The sequence below is a fragment of the Pseudohalocynthiibacter sp. F2068 genome, assembly GCF_023015645.1.
In the GTDB taxonomy this organism is placed as follows: domain Bacteria; phylum Pseudomonadota; class Alphaproteobacteria; order Rhodobacterales; family Rhodobacteraceae; genus Pseudohalocynthiibacter; species Pseudohalocynthiibacter aestuariivivens.
The window spans coordinates 145,169-166,588 of the sequence record NZ_JALKAK010000008.1; the positions used below are offsets into that span (position 1 = coordinate 145,169).

The window sequence follows — 21,420 nt, forward strand, 5'->3', positions numbered from 1 at the left end:
GGTCATTCCTCTTTCAACGGGCGGGACAATAACGTTTTTACCGCCTCTTCCACAGTTAACTTTTGATCAAGCACTGCTGCGATTACATCAGCAATGGGCATCTCAACTTTGTGCTTTTTTGCGAGATTAGAGACTGCTTTTGCTGTTGCAACCCCCTCTACCGTTACATTTTGGTCGAAGGCCTCTCCGCGACCAAGTGACAAACCAAAGGCATAGTTTCGCGACTGGGCAGATGTGCAAGTGAGGGCAAGGTCACCAAGGCCTGAAAGCCCCAACAGTGTTTCTGACCTTGCGCCCAGTGTCGCGGCCAAGCGCAACATTTCTGCGTACCCCCGCGTCATGATGGCTGCGCGCGCACTTTCTCCAAGATTGGCACCAATCGCGATCCCGCAGGCTATAGCGACAACATTTTTCAGAGCGCCCCCAAGCTCTGCCCCAATCGTGTCGTTGGTTCGGTAAAGACGCAAGTTTGCTGTTGAGATCTCATGTTGAAGATCTTTTCCAGCTGTTTCGTCGTTGCAGGCGAGGGTCAGGGCCGTTGGCAGGCCTCGCGCGATGTCAGCCGCAAAGCTTGGCCCGGTCAGAATGGCGGCGGTCGCAGAAGGAACGTGGTGTCGAATAAGCGAGGTCGCGCCCGAGAGGCTGTCAAGATCTACACCCTTACAGCATGCGACCAGTGATTTATTTGCAAGGATGTCTTTGTGACAAACCAAAAACCCAGAGAGTTGCTGCATCGGGACGCAAAGAAGCAGCGTATCGGAATTTGCGGCGATCTGGATGTCTGAGATAACCAGCAGGTTCTCTGGCAGCCGTACACCTGGAAGCCGACGCGCATTTTCACGCATGTCTTGCATAGATGCGGCCGCGCCTGAGTCTCTGGCCCAAAGGGTGACGGGCTTCCCATTGCGCGAAATCGAAATTGCCAGCGCAGTTCCGAAAGCGCCCGCACCAAGTACCGATACACTCATGCCTTCGCCCCTTTCTTTCCAGAGCCCAGCATGCTTGGACTTGTTTTATCCAGCGGCCAGCGAGGCCGCGCAGACAATGTCATATCGTCGCGTGCCCCAGATCGATATCTTTGAAGTCCGGCCCAGGCGATCATGGCTGCATTGTCAGTACAAAGCGCGAGCGGCGGCGCGGTGAACCGTACGTCGAACTCGGCAGAAACAGTCTCTAATAAAGCGCGAACTCGTTTGTTTGCTGCAACACCTCCGGCAACCGCGAAAGCAGGGTGGGTTGGGTTTTCAGACAAGTAGAGTTTCAATGCGCGGCGCGATTTTTCTGCCAGAACATCCGTTACGGCCTGTTGAAAGGCAGCACATAAATTGGCGCGGTCAACCTCTCTCAGGCCGCCATGTTTCGCAACAAGCAGATCCCGGGCGCGAAGCAGCGCAGTCTTCAGCCCGGAAAACGACATATCGCAATCTGGCCGGTCAAGCAGGGGGCGGGGCAGGGGGATTTGCGCCGCATCTCCGGACATGGCGCAAGCCTCGACGGCTGGCCCGCCGGGCTGGCCCAAGCCAAGCAGTTTAGCGGTTTTGTCAAACGCCTCGCCAGGGGCGTCATCAATTGTTCCGCCAAGCCGGCTAAAGTCGTCGACACCACGCACAATTAAAAATTGGCAATGCCCACCCGACACCAAAAGCATCAGGTAGGGGAACTCCAAGTCATCGGTTAATGTGGGCGTGAGGGCATGGCCCGCAAGGTGATTGATGCCGACCATTGGCAGGCCTGTCCCTATGCTAAGCCCCTTAGCGCACATTACAGCAGAGAGAACCCCACCAATCAGGCCGGGGCCCGCTGTTACCGCAATTCCATCAATTTCCCGTAATGTTAGAGCCGCTTTCTTCAAAGCCTGCTCTACACAAAGGTCGAGCCTTTCAGCATGTGCACGTGCCGCAATCTCTGGAACGACACCGCCGAAATCGGCGTGTAACTCAGACTGTCCCATGACAACCGAAGAAAGTATTTCAGGACAAGAACCGGGCGTATGACGCACAACGGCAGCGGCTGTATCGTCGCAGCTGCTCTCTAGCCCAAGGAAAGTTAACGTTGTGTTCATTGCTGCGCCGGTTGCGAAGGGTTCCTTTGGCAGGTAACACCAGAGAGAGGCGCAGACAATCCCGGCAGGTGGCACTTGGCCCAATTCACACCAACACTTTTGCTGACGCGGCCCCAAATGCAGGCAGAACGCTTTGCATCGATTTGCCAGTCAGAGTTTGGCGATACAGTCAAAATTATTGTCTCGCCGGTTGTTCAGATCAAATCTGAAACGCCGGACATCCAGCCCGAAAGATTTGAGGGCTTTATCTTCACGTCCGAAAACGCGGTGCTGGCCGCTAAAAACCTTTGGCCGCATTTGCAAGGGCCAGCCTTCTGCGTCGGTGACAGAACTGCAAAGGTTGCGGGTGATGCGGGTTATGAATCAATATCCGCGAACGGAACCGCAGAAGATCTGATCAGAATGATCAGGGAACTGAAACCTGCTGGCCCATTGCTCCACTTAAGAGGCAGACAGACCCGCGGAGATATTGCCCAGACACTGACAAAAGCGGGCCTACAAACAACAGAGGCAATTTTGTATCGGCAAGTTCCAGCAGAACTTACGGACGAAGCGAACGAATGTTTGTTGGGTGAAAGCCTGGTGATTCTTCCCCTTTTTTCCCCGCAAGGTGCGAAGCTATTTCTTAAACAGGTAAAAACTGTTACTGCACCGCTGCGAATTGTAGCCCTGAGCGAGGCCGTAAAAGCTGAAATATCTGGCTCTGTTCAGGCGAAAACCGTTGTTTCTGCGCATCCAGGGGGGCCAGGTATGATTGATGCGATAGCAGGACTTATAGACGCATGAAGGTCGCTTGAGAGAGCCGGATGACCAAGCTAGTCTCAGGGTATCGTGCGGGGTGCCGTATTTGTGATTGTAGAAAAAGGGTAGGGTCCGTTGGCCAGTTCCAGAAAACCAAGAACCACGGCAAAGAAAAAGGCAGAGGCGGATAAACCGCAGGATGACAAAATAGAAACTGTTGATCTTGTAGAGCCTGAGGTTCAAGAACAAAAATCCGAAGATCGAAAAGATGAATCGACGGAAGACGCTGATAAATCTGACGACGCTAAACCCATAGAGGAGGAAGCGGCGGTCGAGGCGGATCAGCCAACCAGCGCCGAATCTCTGCCCGAAGCTGAACCCGAACAGGAGCAGCCGACCCCGGAAGAACAACCCGCACCCGAAGAGACACCCAAAGAAGCGGTGCCTGAAAAACGCGGCGGTTTTGTTCCGATGCTTCTTGGAGGCGCTGCAACGGCGGCGATAGGATTTGGTGTAGCCCAATTCGTCGATCTACCTTTGGGACAAAACCCGTCTGCTGATATTGAAGCAGCACTTGATGCACAGACAGCGCGGTTTTCTGAAATAGAAAACGCGGTAGCAGCAGCTTTAGACGACTCAGCGATCATGTCACAAATTTCGAATTTGCAGGCCACGGTTGAAGCTGAACAAGCTGCGACGACACAAGGACTTGATGATCTTACTTCGAAACTGGCTGAAATAGACGTCCGGTTAACCGAGGTTGAAAAGCTCCCGGTGAGCGGATCAACGGCAAGCAGCGCGGCGGTGGCGGCGTATGAACGGGAATTGCAGGCTCTGCGAGAGATGTTCGAAGCGCAGAGCGCAGAGATTCAAACTATTGCCAGCACAGCCGCCGCTCAGGTCGAAAGCGCAGAGCGCCTTGCTAAAGAGGCCGCTGTTCAGGCTGCTGTTTCGCGGATTGAGGCAGCGCTTGATAGCGGCGGCCCCTTCGCCGAGGCACTGAATGATCTGAAATCGGTTGGGAATATTGAAATTCCGGCAGAACTAGGCGCGGTCGCCACGGCCGGGGCACCAACCCAGATGGGCTTGCAGGAACAGTTTCCAGATGCGGCGCGGGCAGCGCTTCAAGCTTCGATACAGTTGGGTGTGGAAGACGGAACAACGTCGCGGCTGACCGCATTTTTGCGCACCCAGCTTGGCGCACGTTCGCTTGAGCCAAGAGAGGGTGATGACGCCGACGCCATTCTGTCACGCGCAGAGGCTGCGTTGCGTGATGGCGACATCGAAACGTCGCTCAGTGAAATTGCGGCGCTTCCAAATGTTGGACAAGACGCGCTGGCAAATTGGGTAGCGAACGCCATGGCGCGGCAATCGGCGCTGGCCGCAGTTGAAAAGCTCACCGAATCTATCGGCAGCAACTAGGAACAAATTGATGCTTTGGTCTTTGATAAAAATTCTGATTTTCGTTGCTGTCGTTGCGGCGCTGACACTTGGCTTTGGGGCGTTGATGGAAACGGGTGGCGGGCTTCGCCTGTCGATTGCTGATATGGAATTTACGCTGGGCCCGTTGCAGATGGTAATTGCCGCTGTTTTGTTGCTGTTGCTTGTCTGGCTGCTGATCAAGCTGACCGGATTGCTGGTCGCTATTCTGAGGTTTCTGAATGGCGATGAAACCGCGATGTCGCGATATTTTGACCGCAATCGCGAGCGCAAAGGCTATGAAGCGCTGGCAGATGGGTTGCTTGCGCTGGCGTCAGGTGAGGGGCGGCAGGCGATGTCCAAGGCAGCTAAGGCAGAGCGTTATCTTGCCCGTCCTGAACTTACCAACCTTATCAGTGCGCAAGCCGCCGAGATGTCCGGAGACAACAAAAAGGCTGAAGAAGTTTACAAGCGTTTGCTCGCAGATGACCGTACACGTTTTGTTGGTGTACGCGGCATACTGAAACAAAAGCTGGCTGAAGGGGATACCGATACCGCTCTTAAGCTTGCTGAAAAGGCTTTCGCGCTGAAGCCCAAGCATGAAGAGATGCAGGATACATTGCTTCAGCTACAGGCCGAACACCAAGATTGGTCTGGCGCACGGAAAACACTGGGTGCCAAACTGCGCCACGGTGCACTGCCCCGCGATGTTCACAAGCGGCGCGACGCTGTGCTTGCCCTGTCCGAAGCGCGGGACATTTTGATGGAAGGTAATACCATCGAAGCCCGGGAAGCCGCGATTGAAGCAAACCGTATGTCGCCAGATCTAGTACCGGCGGCTGTGATGGCTGCGCGGTCATACATTGAGCAAGATAAACCGCGATACGCGACGCGGGTTATCAAGAAAGCCTGGGGTGTCACCCCGCATCCGGATTTGGCGGCCGCTTTTGCTGAAATAGCACCAGATGAAACAGCGGAGGAACGCATCAAACGTTTTGCTGTACTGGTGAAAACGCACCCCGATCATAGCGAAACCAAGATGCTGCAGGCAGAGCTCATGATTGCAGCGGAAGATTTTCCAGGGGCCCGCAAAGCGCTGGGCGATCTCTATAATACCGAGCCAACCGCAAGATCAATGACAATTATGGCTGCGATCGAACGGGGCGAAGGCGCAGATGACGCGCTTGTCCGGGGCTTGTTGACGCGCGCGTTGACGGTGTCGCGCGGCCCACAATGGGTTTGCGAAAACTGCCAGACAATTCACCCTGTCTGGGGTCCGGTTTGTGAAAACTGCGGAAGCTTTGATACGCTGAGCTGGAAGGTTCCGGCATCAGGCGAAATCGCGATGCCCGCGTCGACCGAAATGTTGCCGCTGATTGTGGGAACAATCGAGGATAAGTCTGAAGATGAGGCCGCAGAAGACGCAGAACTGGTTGCAGAGGATGCCCCGGAAGACGCCGTTCTGATAGCTGAGGAAGAGGAAAAGGTGTAGCTTTTGTGAACGGCTCAGGTGCCTCAAGATGATCTACATGAACAGACCGCTCGCACGGAATACGCTTAATCACCTAAACAATGCGTCACGAGCAAACAAACTGTTCGCGCAATAGACACAGATGTCACAATTAATCTCTATGATGTCTTAGAATTAACCAATTCATACACCAATATCCTTTCACGTCTTTTACGGGTGCGGGCGATATTCGATATTTGAAGTGGATGCAGCTTGGGCGAAATTGCAACCTTTCTGCTTTGAACAAAGGAGCGCAGGTGTTGAAATATCGTTTCAATAATAATGACTTATCGGTGATTGAATCGTTCTTTATCCCTGAGTACGCCTTTTGGTTAGGTGCCGTGAAATGACAAAAGTAATGCTGCTCGCACTTGCTATAGCTGTTTACCTGACCCCGAAAATCTTCGGGTTTTTCGGTTTTGAGGGCGCGCCAAATGATCTCAATTCTTGGGGCCGTATCATGACCGAATTGGGCCTCAGCAACATTGTTGCCATAGCGGTATTGCTCTTTGCTGGTTTTCTGTTGTGGAAGGAGTATCGAATTCGAAAAAGGTATCATCCGAGGTATCGCGCCTTGCAATCCTATTTTTCGCCGTGGAGCAATACTGTCCTCTCTCGCGTCAAATTTCTTGACAGAGGCTTGGTCATTAAATCAATTTACCGGAGCTGGACCGAAATCGAAGGTGGCCTTGCCAAAAGCCGAAACGATTTTGTTACCAAAGGAGCAATGGAAGTTGAGGGGCTTGGCCTGAGTGCGGTGAGCCAGACGTTAAGACCCATAAAAGTTAAGAGGTGCTACTTTAAATCTCGTGAAAGTGGTCAGGAAGTTGATGCATCGTTGAATGGTCAGCTAGGCTGGGACTCGGCGACAATTAAACCCGGGTCCGTCATGACATTCTTCGCGAAGTTTGACCCAAAGACAAACCTGTCAGTTCCCGATTTCAGGAGCGCATGGCCTTCTTTTGAGTTCATTCTTGAAACGGAAAAATTCACGCAGAAAATTCTTTTTAAGGAAGAGCTTGTTGAGTGGTTGCTTTATGACGCTGTCACCCAACTTAACGAAACACCAAAGCGGGCTATGAAAATAGCGAGCTAACCCAGCTTAATATAGGCTGTCTGAGGGTCTGAATCAGTTACTTTTTTATTGTTTAATGGTGCCCCAAGACGGATTTGAACCGCCGACCTACTATTTACGAAACAGTTGCTCTACCGACTGAGCTATTGGGGCTATGTCGCGCCGATTTAACAGGCCTTATTCTCTTGCGCAAGAGTATCAGCTTTTATGCAGGGGGTGCCATGAGACATGCTAAACTTGTTTCGGACACGTAAAGTTTCAGAAGCCTCGACCCCTATACCGAACGCCCTTTTCGATCTGAATGGTTGACGTTAATTGTTTAAAATTGCTTCTGGAAAGCTCTGAGCAACAACGAGATTGTGAGCGCGCGTCTGCCCAAGTTTACGCTACTGCCTTTTGACGGCAGTAACAGGATGCCTTGATAGGAACCTCAGCGCGCGCAGCGGCTTTGTCGAGTTGCAGTTTGATGTGCAGCGCTTCTGCATTTGCGCCCCTCCGGGTCAGACATTCGTGAAGGCCATGCAGGCTCCAGACGTTTGTGGGGTGTCGGCAGGCGCGGCTCAGCGTATCGTCCAAACCCAGATCGGCGCGGTAGACGGCCTCTGCTTCCTCATATTGTCCCTGTTCCAGCAGGAGCGCGCCCAGCGCATGACGCGTTGGCTGCATCCAGGCCCAAGGTTCGTCATAGGGCATGCTGTCGTCAATTTCGACAGAGCGGCGCAGGTGAGCAAAGGCTGCTTCGTGATTGCCTTTGTGATATTCCAGTTCGCCCAACATCATCTGTTCAGCAACTCCCATAATGTCTTCGCAGGTGTTGTTGAAAAGTGTTCGGCTTTCCTGCACGCGCGCCCGCGCAGCATCAAAGAGGTTTCGCTCTGCTTCTGCACCAGCGATGTTACTTGTATTGGCAAACGCAACCGTGCGTGCGTAATGCATCATCGCCGTTGTAAAACTGTAGAGCTCCTTATCCTCGGGCAGATTCTGGGCAAGAATATCATGCCACCGACCAAAACGGATCAGCACATGCTGTTTCATTGGAATGAACCCCTCGAACCAGTCGGCCATTGGCCGCAAGATCGATTCCGGCAAATTCTTGATCAGCTCTTCTGCGGCCTCTAAGGCAGGTGTTGGCTGTCCAAGAAACATCGCCCCGTAGATTTTGAAGTGATAGTTGTGACAGCGGTAGACCGAGTAAAAATTGTCGGGGCCGGACCGTGCAAGGTATTTGCGATCCGCAATAATCGCGGTCGAGTTTCGAGAAACGACATTTTCGTAGTCTCCGCAAAGCACATCGATATGCGTTGCCATGTGTAATAGATGCCCGGCATCCGGAACGAGGGTGCTGAGCCTGTCGCCGTGGCGCAATGCCCGCTCTGGATGCGGCGACATTTCCATCAGATGAATATACATGTGCAGAAGGCCGGGGTGGTCCCATGCGCCATCAATGGAATTGAAGGTATCTTCAAGAACCTTGATCGCCTCGAGCGTGTCTGCACCCTCTGCTGGCAGGCCTTTCGGCAAATCCCACAACTGCCACGGTGTTCGGTTCATGATCGCCTCGGCAAACAGGGCGCAGACATCCAACTGGTGCGGGTGAGCAGCATGAACCTTGCGCATCGCATCTGCGTAGGAATTGTTCCAGGGGCAAAAATCCACAATGTCGGGGCTTTTTGGGTAACGCGTTGAAAGCGCTTCTATCAAAGCACGCTCGAATGGGGACACTGTATTTTTAAGGGCTGTGGCTTTTGAGAGGGAATCGTGAGCTGTCGCCAGCGCAGCTGGTTTTTCTTCTTCCTCGAATGTTTCCCAGGGCTTGTTATAATTTGGGCCAATCGCGTACCCGATACCCCAATAGGCCATCGCACAATCGGGGTCGGCCTCTATTGCCTTTTCAAAGCAAACGATCGCTTCTTCATGGTGGTATCCGTAAACCCAGATCAGCCCACGGTTAAACCATAGCTGCGCATCTTCTGATAAGGTTGTTACCTTAAGAGAATAAGATCCAAGATCGTAGTAGTCCATTTCGGTGCCCCCCCAGTCCGACGTAATCCACCAACAGTAGCACCAAGGGGGGCTTTCACAAAAGGGGTCTGATCAGTGCTTTTCTACGGTCTCAATTTCGCCGCCAGATTTCTTCCATGCAGTGAAGCCACCCGCCATATGCGCAACAGGCGCCAAACCCATTTCAGACGCGATTTTTGCGCTTAGGGCAGAGCGCCAGGCACTTGCGCAGTAAAAGACATAGGCCTTGTCCTGATTGAATACGTCCTTGTGATAGGGGCTTTCCGGGTCAATCCAAAATTCCAGCATGCCACGCGGGCAGGAAAACGCGCCTGGAACCTTGCCCTCTCTCTGAAGTTCGCGAATGTCGCGCAGGTCGATGAAAACATAATTGCTGTCTGTATAAGCCTGCTTGGCATGCTCAATCGGCATAGTTTCGACCGCTGCATTCGCCTCTTCCAACAAAGCCTTGATGCCTTTGGTGATGTTCTGTCCCATGCGTTTTCCTTTGTGCGAATGGCGTTTGGTTTTATTTACGCTTTGGGCGGGATAATACAATTCGATGATGTGAAAATTTTCGTAAAAACGTGCATGTATTACACCCGCTCAACGGAAACTTTGTTATGCGCTACGCAGCAATCGATCACGGTGCCCGAACCGAGGGGAGGGCGAAAAGCGCCCGCCCCGTGGGGGCGGTTCGGGCACTACCCGTGCAAGGCACGGGCAATTGGGACGTCATAAGCAACTTAGTCGCGAACCGCTGGTTGGGTGTCAGCAAGGCGGATAAAGCCGAAATTGGACAATGCCGGGTTGGGGGTTGACAACGTTACTCGTACTTTCGACCCTCGTCCCCATGAAAGAACACATCCAAAATGAGATCAAAAGGCTAGCAGAAGCTAACGGAGGCAGAGTCCCGGGAAAAGAGTTTTTCCAACAAGAAACGGGCATCGCCGAAAAAGATTGGTGTGGGAAGATTTGGCTTCGCTGGAATGACGCGGTATCAGAGGCAGGCTTGCACCCCAACAAAATGAACCAACGCCTGTCCAGCGATTTGGTCTTGGACAAATATGCTGAAGTCTGCCGCCACTATCGCAAGCCTCCCTCAAACGCCGAACTGCGCTATTACGCTAGGGAGATCCCTGACTTCATCAGCCACAACACGTTTTCCAAGCACTTCGGTAGTAAGAATGGAGTAATTGCAGCTCTGCGGGATCGCGCAATTGAACGCGGCGAGGACGATTTAATCGCGATCCTTCCAGAAACGAAAGTGGCTCGGAACCCCAGTGGCAACGCTAGCTCACCGAAGTTTCTGGAGGGTTGGGTCTACCTCTTAAAGTCTGGCATCCATTTTAAAGTGGGACGCAGCGATGAATTGGAAAAGCGTGTGAAGCAGATCAGCATCGCGCTCCCTGAAAAGGTAGAACTAGTTCACGCGATTCGAACAGACGATCCTCCGGGCATTGAGGCCTACTGGCACCGTCGTTTCGCAGATCAACGTGCAAATGGGGAGTGGTTTAAGCTGTCTTCGGCCGATGTTAAGGCATTCAAGCGCCGCAAATTCCAGTGATCAGGTCAGGATTCCTGACGTTCGCAGCGACCCGTTAACTAGCAAAAAGGCTCGAAACTGACAAACAAGAACTCCGATTTGCCTTTTCAATTCATCACCACGCGGACTCCCAACTTAAACCCGCCAACCTACTCCTCCTCCAAAACCTTTTTGGCGACGCGAAAACACTCCAACGCCTGCGGCACGCCGCAATAGATTCCGACAACATGAATAATGGCGCGGATTTCTTCTTTGCTGACGCCATTGCTAATAGCGCCGCGGCAGTGAATTTCCCATTCGTGCATTTTGCCAAGCGCACCGATCATGGCGAGATTCATCATTGAGCGCGTCTTCGGCTCTATCACATCGTCGCCCCAGCCAAAGCCCCAACACCAGGCAGTCATGGCTTCCTGAAACGGGCGTGTAAAATCATCTGCTGCGGCAAGGTTCTTTTCAACGTATTCCGCCCCAAGCGTGCCTTTGCGTTGCTCCAGACCTTTCAAAAACAAATCTTCGTTAAACAGATCAGCCATTATGCATTCCCAAGTTTGATTGCGATGTTTTTTGCCTGGACTTAATTCCAGAGCGCTTCTCGTCCCTTTTGGCGACCATAGCCAGATTTGCCGTATCCGCCAAAGGGTGTTTCAACGCCCCCCCGACGCCGGAGCAAGGAAAACTCTTGTACAAAGCTCTTATAGAAATTGAAGAGGCGCATTTCGGATAGAACGCCGTTTTGATGGTGGTGTTTTGCTGCCTGTACAGCACGATCAACATCGGCGGCACCGGCAATAGAAACCTCTGCAAGTCATTCACCTGACCCGGGGTTGTCCACCCATAAACGACCGGCAGCGCCGCTAACCCATTTGTCGTCAACATGGTCTTGCCGATATGGCGTGACCTCGGTCACGCATCTCTCCGAATGTAGCCGGGCAATCCAAGTCGCCAGACGACCTGATCAAACCGGTCTTGCCCGAAAAAAGGCTCTCCATCGACGACCATGAGCGGTACACCCCAATGACCCGCTTCAAGCAAATCATTAGCGTTCTCCTGAAGGGTTTTTTCAGTGGCGGGCCATTCATTTTCGGAAAGGACCTCTTTTATATCGAGGCCAGCCCGCGCCATCGCGTTTTTCAGATGATCGCCTTTATCCCACCCCGGTGTTGAGCCATCCCAGAGCGTACGACCGACATGATCCAGAAATTCAAGCCCTTTGCCCTCGCGTACGGAGCCGACGAATAACCTAGAAAGGCGCTCGTTAAGTGGCTGGTTCTGTTCGGCAACCCAAAGCGACCCAGACATAAAGGAAATAGGTGACGGGTCGGGATAGGCATACGGCAAACCAAGGAACGCGGCAGTACGCAGGGTATCAGTTTCGAAATAGCGCTGCTCCAACATGTCCCGGTACTTGAAACGATCGGGGATGCGCAGCACACCCCCCAGAACCGGGCGCATCACAACCTCTACACCCTGACCGTGAAGCCAGATCAGACGTTCGAGCAAGAAGTAGCAGTAGTCGCTTTGCAGCGAATAGTAGACGTCTACCCTGTCAGCCATCTACGGCCTCGCGCATCCACTCCTGAAGTTTCTTGATCGAATGTTCCGACATGACCCCACAGCCCGGATCAAGCACCAGCGGGCCCGGTCTATACCCCTTGGATTTCAGGCCGCGGTGCACCGATTCGACAAGAACAATGTCTTCTTCAACGGTAGTCTGGCGGTCCTGAACAGCAAGACCCCGGATAACATCGCTATCCACGCCGCCTTCTGTGTACCAGCCGCGCCAGACGGCACAGTTGTCCACGTCAACGGCACGCCAATGGTACGTATTCAATACGTTGCCGGGGTAACACTGGAAGCTGAACATAGGCCAAAGGAACCAGGACTGGTAATCGCCTGCATGTTCATTTGCATCCAAATCTATCGGATAGGTCATCTTGTCGAGACTTTGGCATTCGGTCGTATGGCGTAAAACGTAACCACCTTTGTCATCAGGCTGAATGTCATATGTTTCTGGTTTGATCACCCCTTCGGCAAAGGTGGGGTGGTTCGTCGGGCAATGGTAGCACTCCGAATAATTCTCGACTGAGACTTTCCAGTTGCAACGCTCTGGGCATTCCACCCATTCGAGCGGCGCCAAAGTGTCGATTTGGGGCACGTAGCTGGCGATCTCTTTGCGTACGCCAGGATACCAGTCATCCATCGGTGCGGCGTCATCGTTGAGATTGACAAAGATGAAGCCATGAAAATCTTCGGAGCGCACTTCGGTGAGGCAGATTTTCTCGCGATCAAAACCGGGTACATTCTTGATGTTCGGCCCAGCCCGCAGGCCCCCTGTCAGCTCATAGGTCCATTGGTGGTACGGGCAGACGACAACGCGCGTGTTGCCCGATCCGCTGACCATTTCATGGGCGCGGTGCTGGCACACATTGTAAAAGGTGCGGATAACATTATCACGACCGCGAATGCAAAACAGGTTCTGTCCGGCAATGTCAAAGGCGAAGTAATCTCCGATATTGGAAATCTGGCTCACGTGCCCGGCAAACTGCCATGTGCGGGACAGCAGGCCATTCATCTCGTTCTCAAAGATTGCAGGATCGGTGTAATAGCGGGCGTCCAGCGAGTGCGTCAAAGGGGCATTCATGACTGATCCTCGTGATAAAGGCCAAGCTGATGGCGGCGTTGATGGAATTTTTCGACCCGCTCGACAATCTCGTCGCTTGCGGATGCGATTACGAATGAAAGCAGTATTTCAAGCAGCGCAATTGTCGAAACAGAAGACGGAAAAAACTGAGGCGTATCCGCCGCAACGATAAACCCATGATCAGCCCCCCGTATGATCGGAGAGGCGGGGCTGTCGGAAATTCCGATCACGATCACGCCCTGTTCGCGCGCGATGCGTACGGCCTCGACAACTTCGGACCGGTAGGGTTTGCAGGTTATGGCGATCAGAACGTCCTGCTTATCTGCCCATGCAAGATCATCGACAGCGGTGCTGCCCATGCGTGGGATGGCGTGGAACTGTATCATTCCGGTCGAAGCCAGATAGGTAAAGTTCTGCGCGTTCGAACTGTTCACACCAACGCCCAGTGTGAAGGTTTGCCGCGATGCCCAGATCGCCTCTGCCGCTGCTGAAAGCTGTTGGTCAGATATATTTGCAAATGTTTCTTCAATGTTTCGCAGCGCTGAATTGACCATATCAGCATAGAGACTACCAAGCTTGCCAGAGCTTCCAATCTGCTGCAACCAGCGTGCACGGTCTGGAAAACTTGCTGTCCCATTGCGAATCGCCGTGCGGAAGGGTTCTCGAAAATCCTCATACCCCTCAAAGCCAATCTGGCGCGCCATGCGTACCATTGTGTTGGGCTTAACCTTTGCGGCCTCTGCAATTTCACGCACAGTAGAAACGCCAACATCATTTGGGTTTTCCAATACGTAAGTTGCCGCCTTGCGCGTCTCTGGCGTCAGGTCGGTTAGCTCGTCTGCCAACCGCTCCAAAACACTATATGATACATTTGTGTCATTCATGATTGACTATGGTACAGATGATTGATTAGCCTGTCGAGGAATTTTGCGACTCTCGAACAGGAAAAATGTGATGTCTCAGAAAGATTTCCCCACGCGTACAAAAGTTGTCATTGTTGGCGGTGGCGTGATGGGGTGCGGTTTGGCTTACCACCTTGCGCACGAGGGGTGGGGGCCGGAAACGGTTCTGCTTGAAAAAGCCGAACTGACCAGCGGCTCAACATGGCACGCGGCAGGTCAGATCACCCATTCAACCAGTTCGTTTGGTCTGGGGAAAATGGTGGATTACAATATCGGCCTTTATTCAGGGAAGCTTGAGGAGGAAACCGGGCAAGCCGTAACATGGCACGGCTGTGGTTCGTTCCGCCTCGCCTATAGCGAAGATGAAATGGATTGGCTGCGCCACACGCTTTCTGTGGGTCGCTCTTTGGGATTCAACATCGAACTGGTCGGGCCAGAGTTTGTCGCAACGAAGCATCCGTTCTACAACCTTGATGGTGTCATTGGCGCGCTTTACACCCCCGATGACGGCCACGTCGATCCGTCGAATGTGACGATGGCAATGGCAACAGGTGCGCGCCAGAAAGGCGTGCGGATTTTCCGCCGCTGTCAGGCAACAAACATAACACAAAGCGATACGGGTGAATGGGTTGTCGAAACCCCGCAGGGAACCATCACCTGCGAACATGTTGTAAACGCTGGTGGCACCTATGCACGTCAAATGGGCGAGTGGTCAGGCTTGCAATTGCCGATGACGTCGATGACGCACCACTATCTGGTTACTGAAAACGTGCCAGAGTTCGAAGACCTTGAAACAGAACTGCCGGTCATTCGCGACGACAAGAAGGTTTCAGGCTACATCCGCATGGAACAAAAAAAGGGTCTGATCGGTATTTACGAAAAGCAAAACCCCAACACGGTTTGGGAAGACCATTGCCCATGGGAAGCTGAGAACGAACTTTTCGCCGCTGATTATGACCGCATCATGCCGTGGCTTGAAAATTCGATGGACCGGATGCCAATCTTTGCCGAGCTTGGGATTACCCGTGAAGTACATGGTGCCATCAGTCACCCTCCGGACGGCAACCCAATGGTCGGCCCTGCGCCGGGGGTTAAAAATTACTGGTGCGCCTGCGGTACGCAAATAGGCATTGGCTGGGGCCCCGGCCTGACCCGGGAACTCGCAAAATGGATGGTGCATGGTTCAGCGGACATTTCCATGCGTGACTATGACCCGCGTCGCTTTGGTGATTACGCCGTCAAAGAATGGCAGGTGATCAAGGCGAAAGAAGATTACTGCCTGCGCCATGAAATTCCGTTCCCACATTTTAACCGGCTTCAGGGGCGTCCGATCAAACCATCGCCAATGTACAAGCGCCTGAAAGAAAAAGGCGCAGTCTATGAAGAAGTGTTCGGTCATGAACGCCCCCGCTGGTTCGCCAAAAACGGGGTCGCGCAGCACGACCATTATTCTTTTCGTCGGAACGAAGTGCACGACATAGTTGGTCTTGAATGCAAAGCCGTGCGCGAAGCCGTTGGCATCATGGACATCTCTGCCTTCACCAAAGTGAAGGTCAGCGGGGCGGATGCCGAAAAGTTCCTCGACGGGCTTGTCGCGAACCGTTTGCCAAAGAAAGTGGGGGGGATCGCGCTAACGCATCTGCTGAACCGTCGTGGCCGGATCGAACTTGAAACGACTGTCGTGAAACTGGCCGATGACGCCTACTATCTGGTTTGTGCAGCGTTCTTTGAAAACCGGCTTCTGGACCATCTGAACGATAACCTCGCGGGCGAATCCGTTGTCGTCAAAAAACTCTCAGACGACTGGGCTGCTTTGACCCTGAATGGGCCAAAATCCCGCGAGGTGCTGGCGCAATGTACCGATGCGCCGCTCGATAATACAAACTTCCGCTGGCTTACCGCACAACAAATCAAAGTTGCCGGTCACGATGTCTGGGCATTTCGCATGTCTTACGCGGGCGAACTTGGCTGGGAATTTCACATTCCGCGCGAAAATGCACTTGCCGTTTATGATGCGCTTTGGGCAGCGGGTGAAGCGCACGGTATCGCGGACTATGGTTCATTCGCCATGAACGCGATGCGTATGGAAAAAGCGTTCAAAGGTGCAGGCGAATTGACGAACGAAGTCACGCTGTCAGAGGCAGATGTGATGCGTTTTGCCAAACTCGACAAAGAGTATCTGGGAGTTGAGAAGACCCGAACCAGTGCAGAGGAAGCGGCGAATGGTGCGATGAAATGGGTTTGTGCCTATTTGCAGATCGAACCCGATGGTGTTGAAGATGGTCACGGGGGCGAGGCGGTTTTACTCGGCGGCAAAGTTGTCGGGTCCACGGCTTCTGTCGCCTACGGCCATACCTACGGTAAAATTCTGGCGTTCGCTTATATCAAGCCATACGCGAATGTCTCTGGGACCGAAGTTGAGGTGATCGTTGCCGGGAAGCCCCGCAAAGGCAAAATCCTTGCCGAGGCGGTGTATGATCCGGCTTCGGTATTTCCCCGCACAGACGCAGCAATAGCGGTGGCATAATGACAATACCGACGAAAATGAAAGCCATGGTTCTGACCGGGCACGGTGATATGGAAAAGCTGGAATGGCATGATGATTGGCCAGTCCCAGATATTGCTGAGGGTGAGGTTCTGATCAAGGTTCTTGCCTGCGGTCTAAACAACACTGACGTTAACACCCGCACCGCATGGTATTCCAAAGGAACACAGGAAAGCACGACAGGCGGCGCGTTGGAAGGCGCAGATGAAGAAGACGCAACATGGGGTGGTGCGCCAATCACGTTTCCGCGGATACAGGGTGCTGATGTTGTAGGTGAAGTTGTTGCAGGATCGAAAGAGCTCGCAGGCAAACGAGTCATAATTGACACTTGGCTGCGTGACTGGGACGATCCGATGAGCATGGATAAAACTGGCTACTACGGCAGCGAATGTGACGGCGGTTTTGCGGAATACACCAAGGTCGACACGCGGAATGTGCATGTTATGGAAAGTGACCTGAGCGACGCAGAAATTGCCACGTTTGCCACGTCATACGTAACGGCGGAAAACATGCTGAACCGCGCAAATGTAGGTTTCGGTGATACTGTTTTGATCCCCGGCGCCTCAGGTGGTGTGGGCGGCGCACTTATACAGCTGGCCAACCGCCGTGGCGCCCGGACGATCGCAATGGCGTCTGAGCCAAAACATGCCAAAGTCGCGCGATCAAATCCGGCGCGCATACTGTCGCGCGCGCCAAAAGGTTTGAAAGAGCTACTCAAGGATGAAAAAATCACCGTTGTGGCGGATGTTGTCGGTGGTGAACAGTGGCCGGTTCTCATTGATCTACTGGAACGCGGCGGGCGTTACACCTGCGCAGGTGCTATCGCAGGCCCCATCGTTGAAATGGATCTAAGGACCTTCTACTTGCGTGATCTCACCTTCACTGGTGCAACGATCGTCCCTCCGGGTGTTTTTGCAGACCTGGTTGGATATATTGCGCGAGGAGAGATCAAACCGATGCTGGCGGCGACTTACCCTCTGCGCGAACTGCATGCTGCACAACGGGCCTTCATCAACAAAAAACACACCGGTAACATCGTGGTGGTGCCATGACACATCGGGAATTTGCAAAAGCCCTTGCAGAAACGGCCACTCTGCACACCGACCACCCGGATGTCGCAGCTTTTTGCCCATTCCCAAACAATGTGAAATGGCGTGAGTTAGAGCCGTTTTATGTGCCTGCAGCAAAAACGATGGTTACTGATACCGGATTTAGTACCGATAAATATACGTCCCTTCGCGATGCATTGATTGTATTGTGGGACAAGGCAAATTGGCGAAAAACCTATCGTGGCACGAATATCGGGGACGACTTTCTGAACCGGTTCGGTTGCTACGAACTTGTTGGTTATGAAGGACACTTTGAGTGCCGGGAAATGAGCTCGTTTCTCGTCTATTCAGATGCAGGTCTCCACTATCCCTGGCACCATCATCCGGCAGAAGAAATGTATATGATCATCGCAGGTGAAGCCTTGTTCGAAGCAGAAGGCAAACCATCGCGTGTTCTGGGATCGGGCGATACAGCATTTCATGCCAGTAACCAACCACATGCCATGACAACGCAGGACAGCCCGGTGCTGGCCTACGTAATCTGGCGAGGTGAGGGAATGGATACAGGCCCGGTCCTGACTGAAAGGCCGGTAAACGAATGAAAATCACCCGTATCTCAGTTTATAAAACGCATTTACCCTATGTTGGCGGGACTTATGTCTGGGGGGCTGGCAATGCTATCGCAACTGCCATGGCATCAGTTGTTGTGGTCGACACCGACGCCGGGATATCCGGGTGTGGCGAATTCACGCCTTGTGGTGAAAACTACATGGTCGCCCATTCCGAAGGGGTAGAGGCGTTCGCCAAACTGGCGGCAAAACAGCTGATCGGCGAAGACCCGCGGCAGGTTTCCCGGATCGAACGGCTGATGGATCATATCGTTCAGGGACATGGCTATGCCAAAGCGCCATTTGATGCCGCTTGCTGGGATATTCTGGGTCAGGCGTCAGGGCAACCGGTCTGGATGCTGATGGGTGGTAAACTGACGGATGGTGCGCCGATGTATCGGGTGGCACCGCAAAAGGCGACAGAAGAAACCATTGCCGAGATGGAAGTGCACCGCGCCTCAGGATACCGTCAGTTTCAGATCAAGGTTGGTCGTGATTGGGCGGGGGATATCGACCGTATCCGGGCAACCGTACCGTTGCTAAAGCCGGGCGAAAAGGCCATGGCTGATGCCAATCAGGGCTGGCGTATCGACAATGCAATTCGTGTCGCCCGGGCAACAAAAGATCTCGATTTTATTCTGGAGCAACCCTGCAAAACGTATGAGGAATGCCAGCAGGTTCGCCGGGTTGCAGCTCAGCCGATGAAGCTTGATGAATGTGTTACCGACATACGCATGGCACACCGGATCGTTGAGGATCGTGGAGCAGAGATGTGTTGTCTGAAAATCTCAAACCTCGGAGGGTTGTCCAAAGCGCGCCGCGTGCGGGATTATCTGGTGGAAAACCGCATTCCGGTTGTTTCCGAAGACACCTGGGGCGGCGAAATCACGACAGCTGCGGTTGCTCATTTCGCAGCGTCCACGCCTGAAGAATACCTGATTAATTCGACCGACCTGCACAACTACAATTCACGATCGACCGGGATAGGTGGACCAACCACCAAAGGCGGTAAGTTGTACGCTACAGACACCCCTGGACTTGGTGTGACACCAGATTTTGACAGTCTTGGACATCCCATTGCGGTCTATGGAGAATAGGCTATGAAGATCACCAGAGTAACGGCCTATCAGTTGGATATGCCATTAACAGAGCCTTATTTTCTGTCAGGCGGGCGGCTGAGGTTCGAAAAACTGGACAGCACTTTCGTCCGGATTGAAACGGATGAAGGTCTGATCGGCTGGGGCGAAGGCTGCCCGTGGGGCCATACATATCTTCCAGCGCACGGACCTGGCATTAGGGCAGGTTTGGAGATTCTGGCGCCCGCGCTGATTGGGCTGGATCCACGAGGCCTTGACCATATTAACCGGGTGATGGACGTGCAGTTACCGGGGCATCCATATGTCAAATCCCCACTGGATTTGGCCTGTTGGGACATTCTGGGGCAGGCGGCCGGAATGCCCTTGTGGCAGCTATTTGGCGGGGCAAGTGCGACACCTGTCGAGGTTAATTCCTCCATCTCTACAGGTACGCCTGACCAGATGATCGCATTAATCCGCAAAGCGTCACAAAAAGGATATCGGACTCACTCCGCCAAAATTGGTGGGACAGATACCGCACTTGACATTGCAAGGATTGGAGCAATTTCAGCGGCACTTCCTTCAGGCGAAAATGTAACTTTTGATGTGAACCGGGCCTGGTCGCCGGGCACCGCAATTCAGGTTCTGAATTCGACCAACACACGCGATTGGGTCGAGCAGCCTTGTCAGACGCTTGAGCAATGCGCCCATGTCGCTGCCCGTGTCCATAACCCGATTATGCTCGACGAATGCCTGCATACATTTGATGATCATCTGGAGGCCTGGAAAACGCGCGGGTGCGAGGGCGTGAAAGTAAAACCAAATCGTGTTGGTGGCCTTACACGCGCACGGCAAATTCGCGATTTCGGCATTTCTGTTGGCTGGCAAATGCATATCGAAGATGTTGGCGGGTCGGCCTTGGCGGACACCGTAGCCATACATCTGGCTGCGTCCACCCCAGATGAAAATCGCCTTGCAAGCTGGTTGTGCCACTATCATCTGGCGATTGATCCGGTTCCGGGGCAGGGTGCGCGGAATGTGAATGGCGTGGCAACTCCGCCATCTACATCTGGCCTTGGCGTCGTGCCTGACTTTAACATTCTTGGCGATCCTGTCGCTGTTTTCGGAGGGTAGGGCATGAGAATAACCCGTATCACTTTGTGGCATGTACCCCTGACCAGCCACACGACGTATTTCATGTCGGACGGAAAAACCTGTGACACAGTCGAAAGTGTTGTGCTGCGGGTTGATACGGACAGCGGGCTATGTGGATGGGGCGAGGTTTGCCCAATCCCGCACTACTTGCCGGCATACACGTGCGGTGTCTTGCCTGCGCTTGAAGACATGGCACCCATTCTGATCGGCGCAGACCCGATAGGGCCCGAAGCGTTGATGGCGCGGCTCGATCGCCATTTACACGGGCACGTCTACGCCAAATCCGTGATCGATATTGCACTTTGGGATCTGACGGCAAAGGCTGCAAACCTGCCACTTCATGCATTGCTCGGGGGGCGTTGTAGCACTGATATGCCGCTTTACCATTCGATCACGTGTATTTCGCCGGGGGATATGGCGGAAATAGCCTCAGAGGCGTTCTCTACCGGAATACGTCAGTTTCAGGTCAAGCTTGGCGCAGATGCAAACTGGGAGGCGGACGTCGCCCGCCTAACGCAGGTTCGCGAAGCGGTTGGCGAGGGGCCGCTTGTTTACGGGGACTGGAACTGTGGCGCGACACGGCTGGATGCAACCCGTGTAGCCCGCGCTGTCGCCCACATGGACATCATGCTGGAACAGCCCTGCCCAACGTTTGAAGATTGCACCGCGGTGCGCGCGGCCTCTGGCCTGCCGATGAAAATGGATGAACTGGCGCATGATACGGCATCTCTGCTCAGGGCGCACCAATTGGGCTGTATGGATGCTGTTGCGTTGAAACTGTCAAAATTCGGCGGTCTTTCCGCAACCCGGCGTGCACGTGATTTATGTCTCTATCTAGGCGCAAAAATGTGTATTGAGGACACTTGGGGGTCAGATATCACGACAGCGGCGCTGCTCCACCTTGGTGCCGCGACAGAGCCTAAAAACCTGCTGAATGTCTGTGACCTCTCTGGCTATGTCAGTCCCCGCCTCGACCCATCTGCGCCCGTGCGCGCCAACGGGCGTATCGCCCCGCCCGAGGGTGTTGGGCTGGGTGTTAACCCCGATGTTGTTGCGCTGGGCGGGCCCGCTGCAATTCTGGACTAGGAAA

At 53.5% G+C, this 21,420-nt stretch carries 20 protein-coding genes and 1 tRNA gene; 11 read left to right on the forward strand and 10 right to left on the reverse strand.

What is annotated here, in order from left to right; all coding sequences use genetic code 11:
* Positions 1 to 2: 2 nt before the first annotated feature.
* Together MWU63_RS11255 and tsaD are read right to left on the reverse strand one after the other, a co-directional pair.
* Positions 3 to 968: an NAD(P)H-dependent glycerol-3-phosphate dehydrogenase gene (locus MWU63_RS11255; RefSeq protein ID WP_247077913.1), complete on the reverse strand. Its 966-nt coding sequence runs from the start codon at positions 966 to 968 to the stop codon at positions 3 to 5.
* Positions 965 to 2,062 (reverse strand): tRNA (adenosine(37)-N6)-threonylcarbamoyltransferase complex transferase subunit TsaD, encoded by a 1,098-nt coding sequence (tsaD, locus tag MWU63_RS11260; protein ID WP_213889733.1) that lies wholly within the window; start codon positions 2,060 to 2,062, stop codon positions 965 to 967. The genes MWU63_RS11255 and tsaD overlap by 4 nt, the downstream gene beginning before the upstream one ends.
* A gap of 75 nt (positions 2,063 to 2,137) precedes the next feature.
* Between tsaD and MWU63_RS11265 the strand changes: the two genes are divergently transcribed.
* The 4 genes from MWU63_RS11265 (at position 2,138) to MWU63_RS11280 (ending at position 6,828) form a co-directional block, all read left to right on the forward strand.
* A complete protein-coding gene (locus MWU63_RS11265) occupies positions 2,138 to 2,848 on the forward strand; it encodes a uroporphyrinogen-III synthase (protein WP_247077915.1) in 711 nt (236 codons plus the stop codon).
* A gap of 90 nt (positions 2,849 to 2,938) precedes the next feature.
* Positions 2,939 to 4,225, forward strand: coding sequence for a hypothetical protein (locus MWU63_RS11270; protein ID WP_247077917.1), 1,287 nt, complete (start codon positions 2,939 to 2,941; stop codon positions 4,223 to 4,225).
* Positions 4,226 to 4,235: 10 nt separating this feature from the next.
* Complete coding sequence (locus MWU63_RS11275) at positions 4,236 to 5,714, forward strand: heme biosynthesis HemY N-terminal domain-containing protein (protein ID WP_213889738.1); 1,479 nt, start codon at positions 4,236 to 4,238, stop codon at positions 5,712 to 5,714.
* A 364-nt stretch (positions 5,715 to 6,078) separates the two neighbouring features.
* Positions 6,079 to 6,828: a hypothetical protein gene (locus MWU63_RS11280; RefSeq protein ID WP_213889740.1), complete on the forward strand. Its 750-nt coding sequence runs from the start codon at positions 6,079 to 6,081 to the stop codon at positions 6,826 to 6,828.
* A 56-nt stretch (positions 6,829 to 6,884) separates the two neighbouring features.
* Here the strand turns inward: MWU63_RS11280 and MWU63_RS11285 are convergent.
* The 3 genes from MWU63_RS11285 to MWU63_RS11295 all read right to left on the reverse strand — a co-directional run bounded on the left by MWU63_RS11285 (position 6,885) and on the right by MWU63_RS11295 (position 9,306).
* Positions 6,885 to 6,960 (reverse strand) — tRNA-Thr (locus tag MWU63_RS11285).
* Positions 6,961 to 7,188: 228 nt separating this feature from the next.
* Complete coding sequence (locus MWU63_RS11290; protein WP_213889742.1) at positions 7,189 to 8,829, reverse strand: tetratricopeptide repeat protein; 1,641 nt, start codon at positions 8,827 to 8,829, stop codon at positions 7,189 to 7,191.
* A gap of 72 nt (positions 8,830 to 8,901) precedes the next feature.
* The gene (locus MWU63_RS11295) at positions 8,902 to 9,306 is read right to left on the reverse strand and encodes a rhodanese-like domain-containing protein (protein WP_213889743.1); all 405 of its coding nucleotides are present in this window, start codon (positions 9,304 to 9,306) and stop codon (positions 8,902 to 8,904) included.
* Positions 9,307 to 9,661: 355 nt separating this feature from the next.
* On the opposite strand from MWU63_RS11295, the gene MWU63_RS11300 reads away from it, so the two are divergent.
* The gene (locus MWU63_RS11300; RefSeq protein WP_213889745.1) at positions 9,662 to 10,375 is read left to right on the forward strand and encodes a GIY-YIG nuclease family protein; all 714 of its coding nucleotides are present in this window, start codon (positions 9,662 to 9,664) and stop codon (positions 10,373 to 10,375) included.
* 128 nt (positions 10,376 to 10,503) lie between these two features.
* On the opposite strand, the gene MWU63_RS11305 is transcribed toward MWU63_RS11300, so the two are convergent.
* Genes MWU63_RS11305 through MWU63_RS11325 form a run of 5 tightly spaced genes read right to left on the reverse strand, consistent with a single transcriptional unit; the run spans position 10,504 to position 13,879 of the window.
* Positions 10,504 to 10,887, reverse strand: coding sequence for a carboxymuconolactone decarboxylase family protein (locus MWU63_RS11305; RefSeq protein ID WP_213889747.1), 384 nt, complete (start codon positions 10,885 to 10,887; stop codon positions 10,504 to 10,506).
* Positions 10,880 to 11,230, reverse strand: a complete 351-nt coding sequence (locus tag MWU63_RS11310) for a hypothetical protein (RefSeq protein WP_247077931.1) — start codon at positions 11,228 to 11,230, stop codon at positions 10,880 to 10,882. The genes MWU63_RS11305 and MWU63_RS11310 overlap by 8 nt, the downstream gene beginning before the upstream one ends.
* 27 nt (positions 11,231 to 11,257) lie before the next feature.
* Positions 11,258 to 11,908, reverse strand: a complete 651-nt coding sequence (locus MWU63_RS11315; protein ID WP_213889749.1) for a DsbA family protein — start codon at positions 11,906 to 11,908, stop codon at positions 11,258 to 11,260.
* On the reverse strand, positions 11,901 to 12,995 hold the full coding sequence (locus tag MWU63_RS11320) for an aromatic ring-hydroxylating dioxygenase subunit alpha (protein WP_213889751.1): 1,095 nt from the start codon (positions 12,993 to 12,995) through the stop codon (positions 11,901 to 11,903). Before MWU63_RS11320 ends, MWU63_RS11315 begins: the two co-directional genes overlap by 8 nt.
* Positions 12,992 to 13,879 (reverse strand): MurR/RpiR family transcriptional regulator, encoded by an 888-nt coding sequence (locus tag MWU63_RS11325; RefSeq protein WP_247077919.1) that lies wholly within the window; start codon positions 13,877 to 13,879, stop codon positions 12,992 to 12,994. Before MWU63_RS11325 ends, MWU63_RS11320 begins: the two co-directional genes overlap by 4 nt.
* A gap of 70 nt (positions 13,880 to 13,949) precedes the next feature.
* On the opposite strand from MWU63_RS11325, the gene MWU63_RS11330 reads away from it, so the two are divergent.
* Genes MWU63_RS11330 through MWU63_RS11355 form a run of 6 tightly spaced genes read left to right on the forward strand, consistent with a single transcriptional unit; the run spans position 13,950 to position 21,416 of the window.
* On the forward strand, positions 13,950 to 16,424 hold the full coding sequence (locus tag MWU63_RS11330) for an FAD-dependent oxidoreductase (protein WP_213889756.1): 2,475 nt from the start codon (positions 13,950 to 13,952) through the stop codon (positions 16,422 to 16,424).
* Positions 16,424 to 17,494, forward strand: a complete 1,071-nt coding sequence (locus tag MWU63_RS11335; RefSeq protein ID WP_246531722.1) for an alcohol dehydrogenase family protein — start codon at positions 16,424 to 16,426, stop codon at positions 17,492 to 17,494. Before MWU63_RS11330 ends, MWU63_RS11335 begins: the two co-directional genes overlap by 1 nt.
* Positions 17,491 to 18,093: a dimethylsulfonioproprionate lyase family protein gene (locus MWU63_RS11340; protein WP_213889757.1), complete on the forward strand. Its 603-nt coding sequence runs from the start codon at positions 17,491 to 17,493 to the stop codon at positions 18,091 to 18,093. The genes MWU63_RS11335 and MWU63_RS11340 overlap by 4 nt, the downstream gene beginning before the upstream one ends.
* The gene (locus MWU63_RS11345; protein WP_213889758.1) at positions 18,090 to 19,196 is read left to right on the forward strand and encodes a mandelate racemase/muconate lactonizing enzyme family protein; all 1,107 of its coding nucleotides are present in this window, start codon (positions 18,090 to 18,092) and stop codon (positions 19,194 to 19,196) included. Before MWU63_RS11340 ends, MWU63_RS11345 begins: the two co-directional genes overlap by 4 nt.
* A 3-nt stretch (positions 19,197 to 19,199) precedes the next feature.
* Entirely contained in the window at positions 19,200 to 20,309 is a 1,110-nt protein-coding gene (locus tag MWU63_RS11350; protein ID WP_213889760.1) for a mandelate racemase/muconate lactonizing enzyme family protein, read from the forward strand.
* 3 nt (positions 20,310 to 20,312) lie between these two features.
* Positions 20,313 to 21,416 (forward strand): enolase C-terminal domain-like protein, encoded by a 1,104-nt coding sequence (locus MWU63_RS11355; RefSeq protein ID WP_247077921.1) that lies wholly within the window; start codon positions 20,313 to 20,315, stop codon positions 21,414 to 21,416.
* Positions 21,417 to 21,420 lie beyond the last annotated feature (4 nt).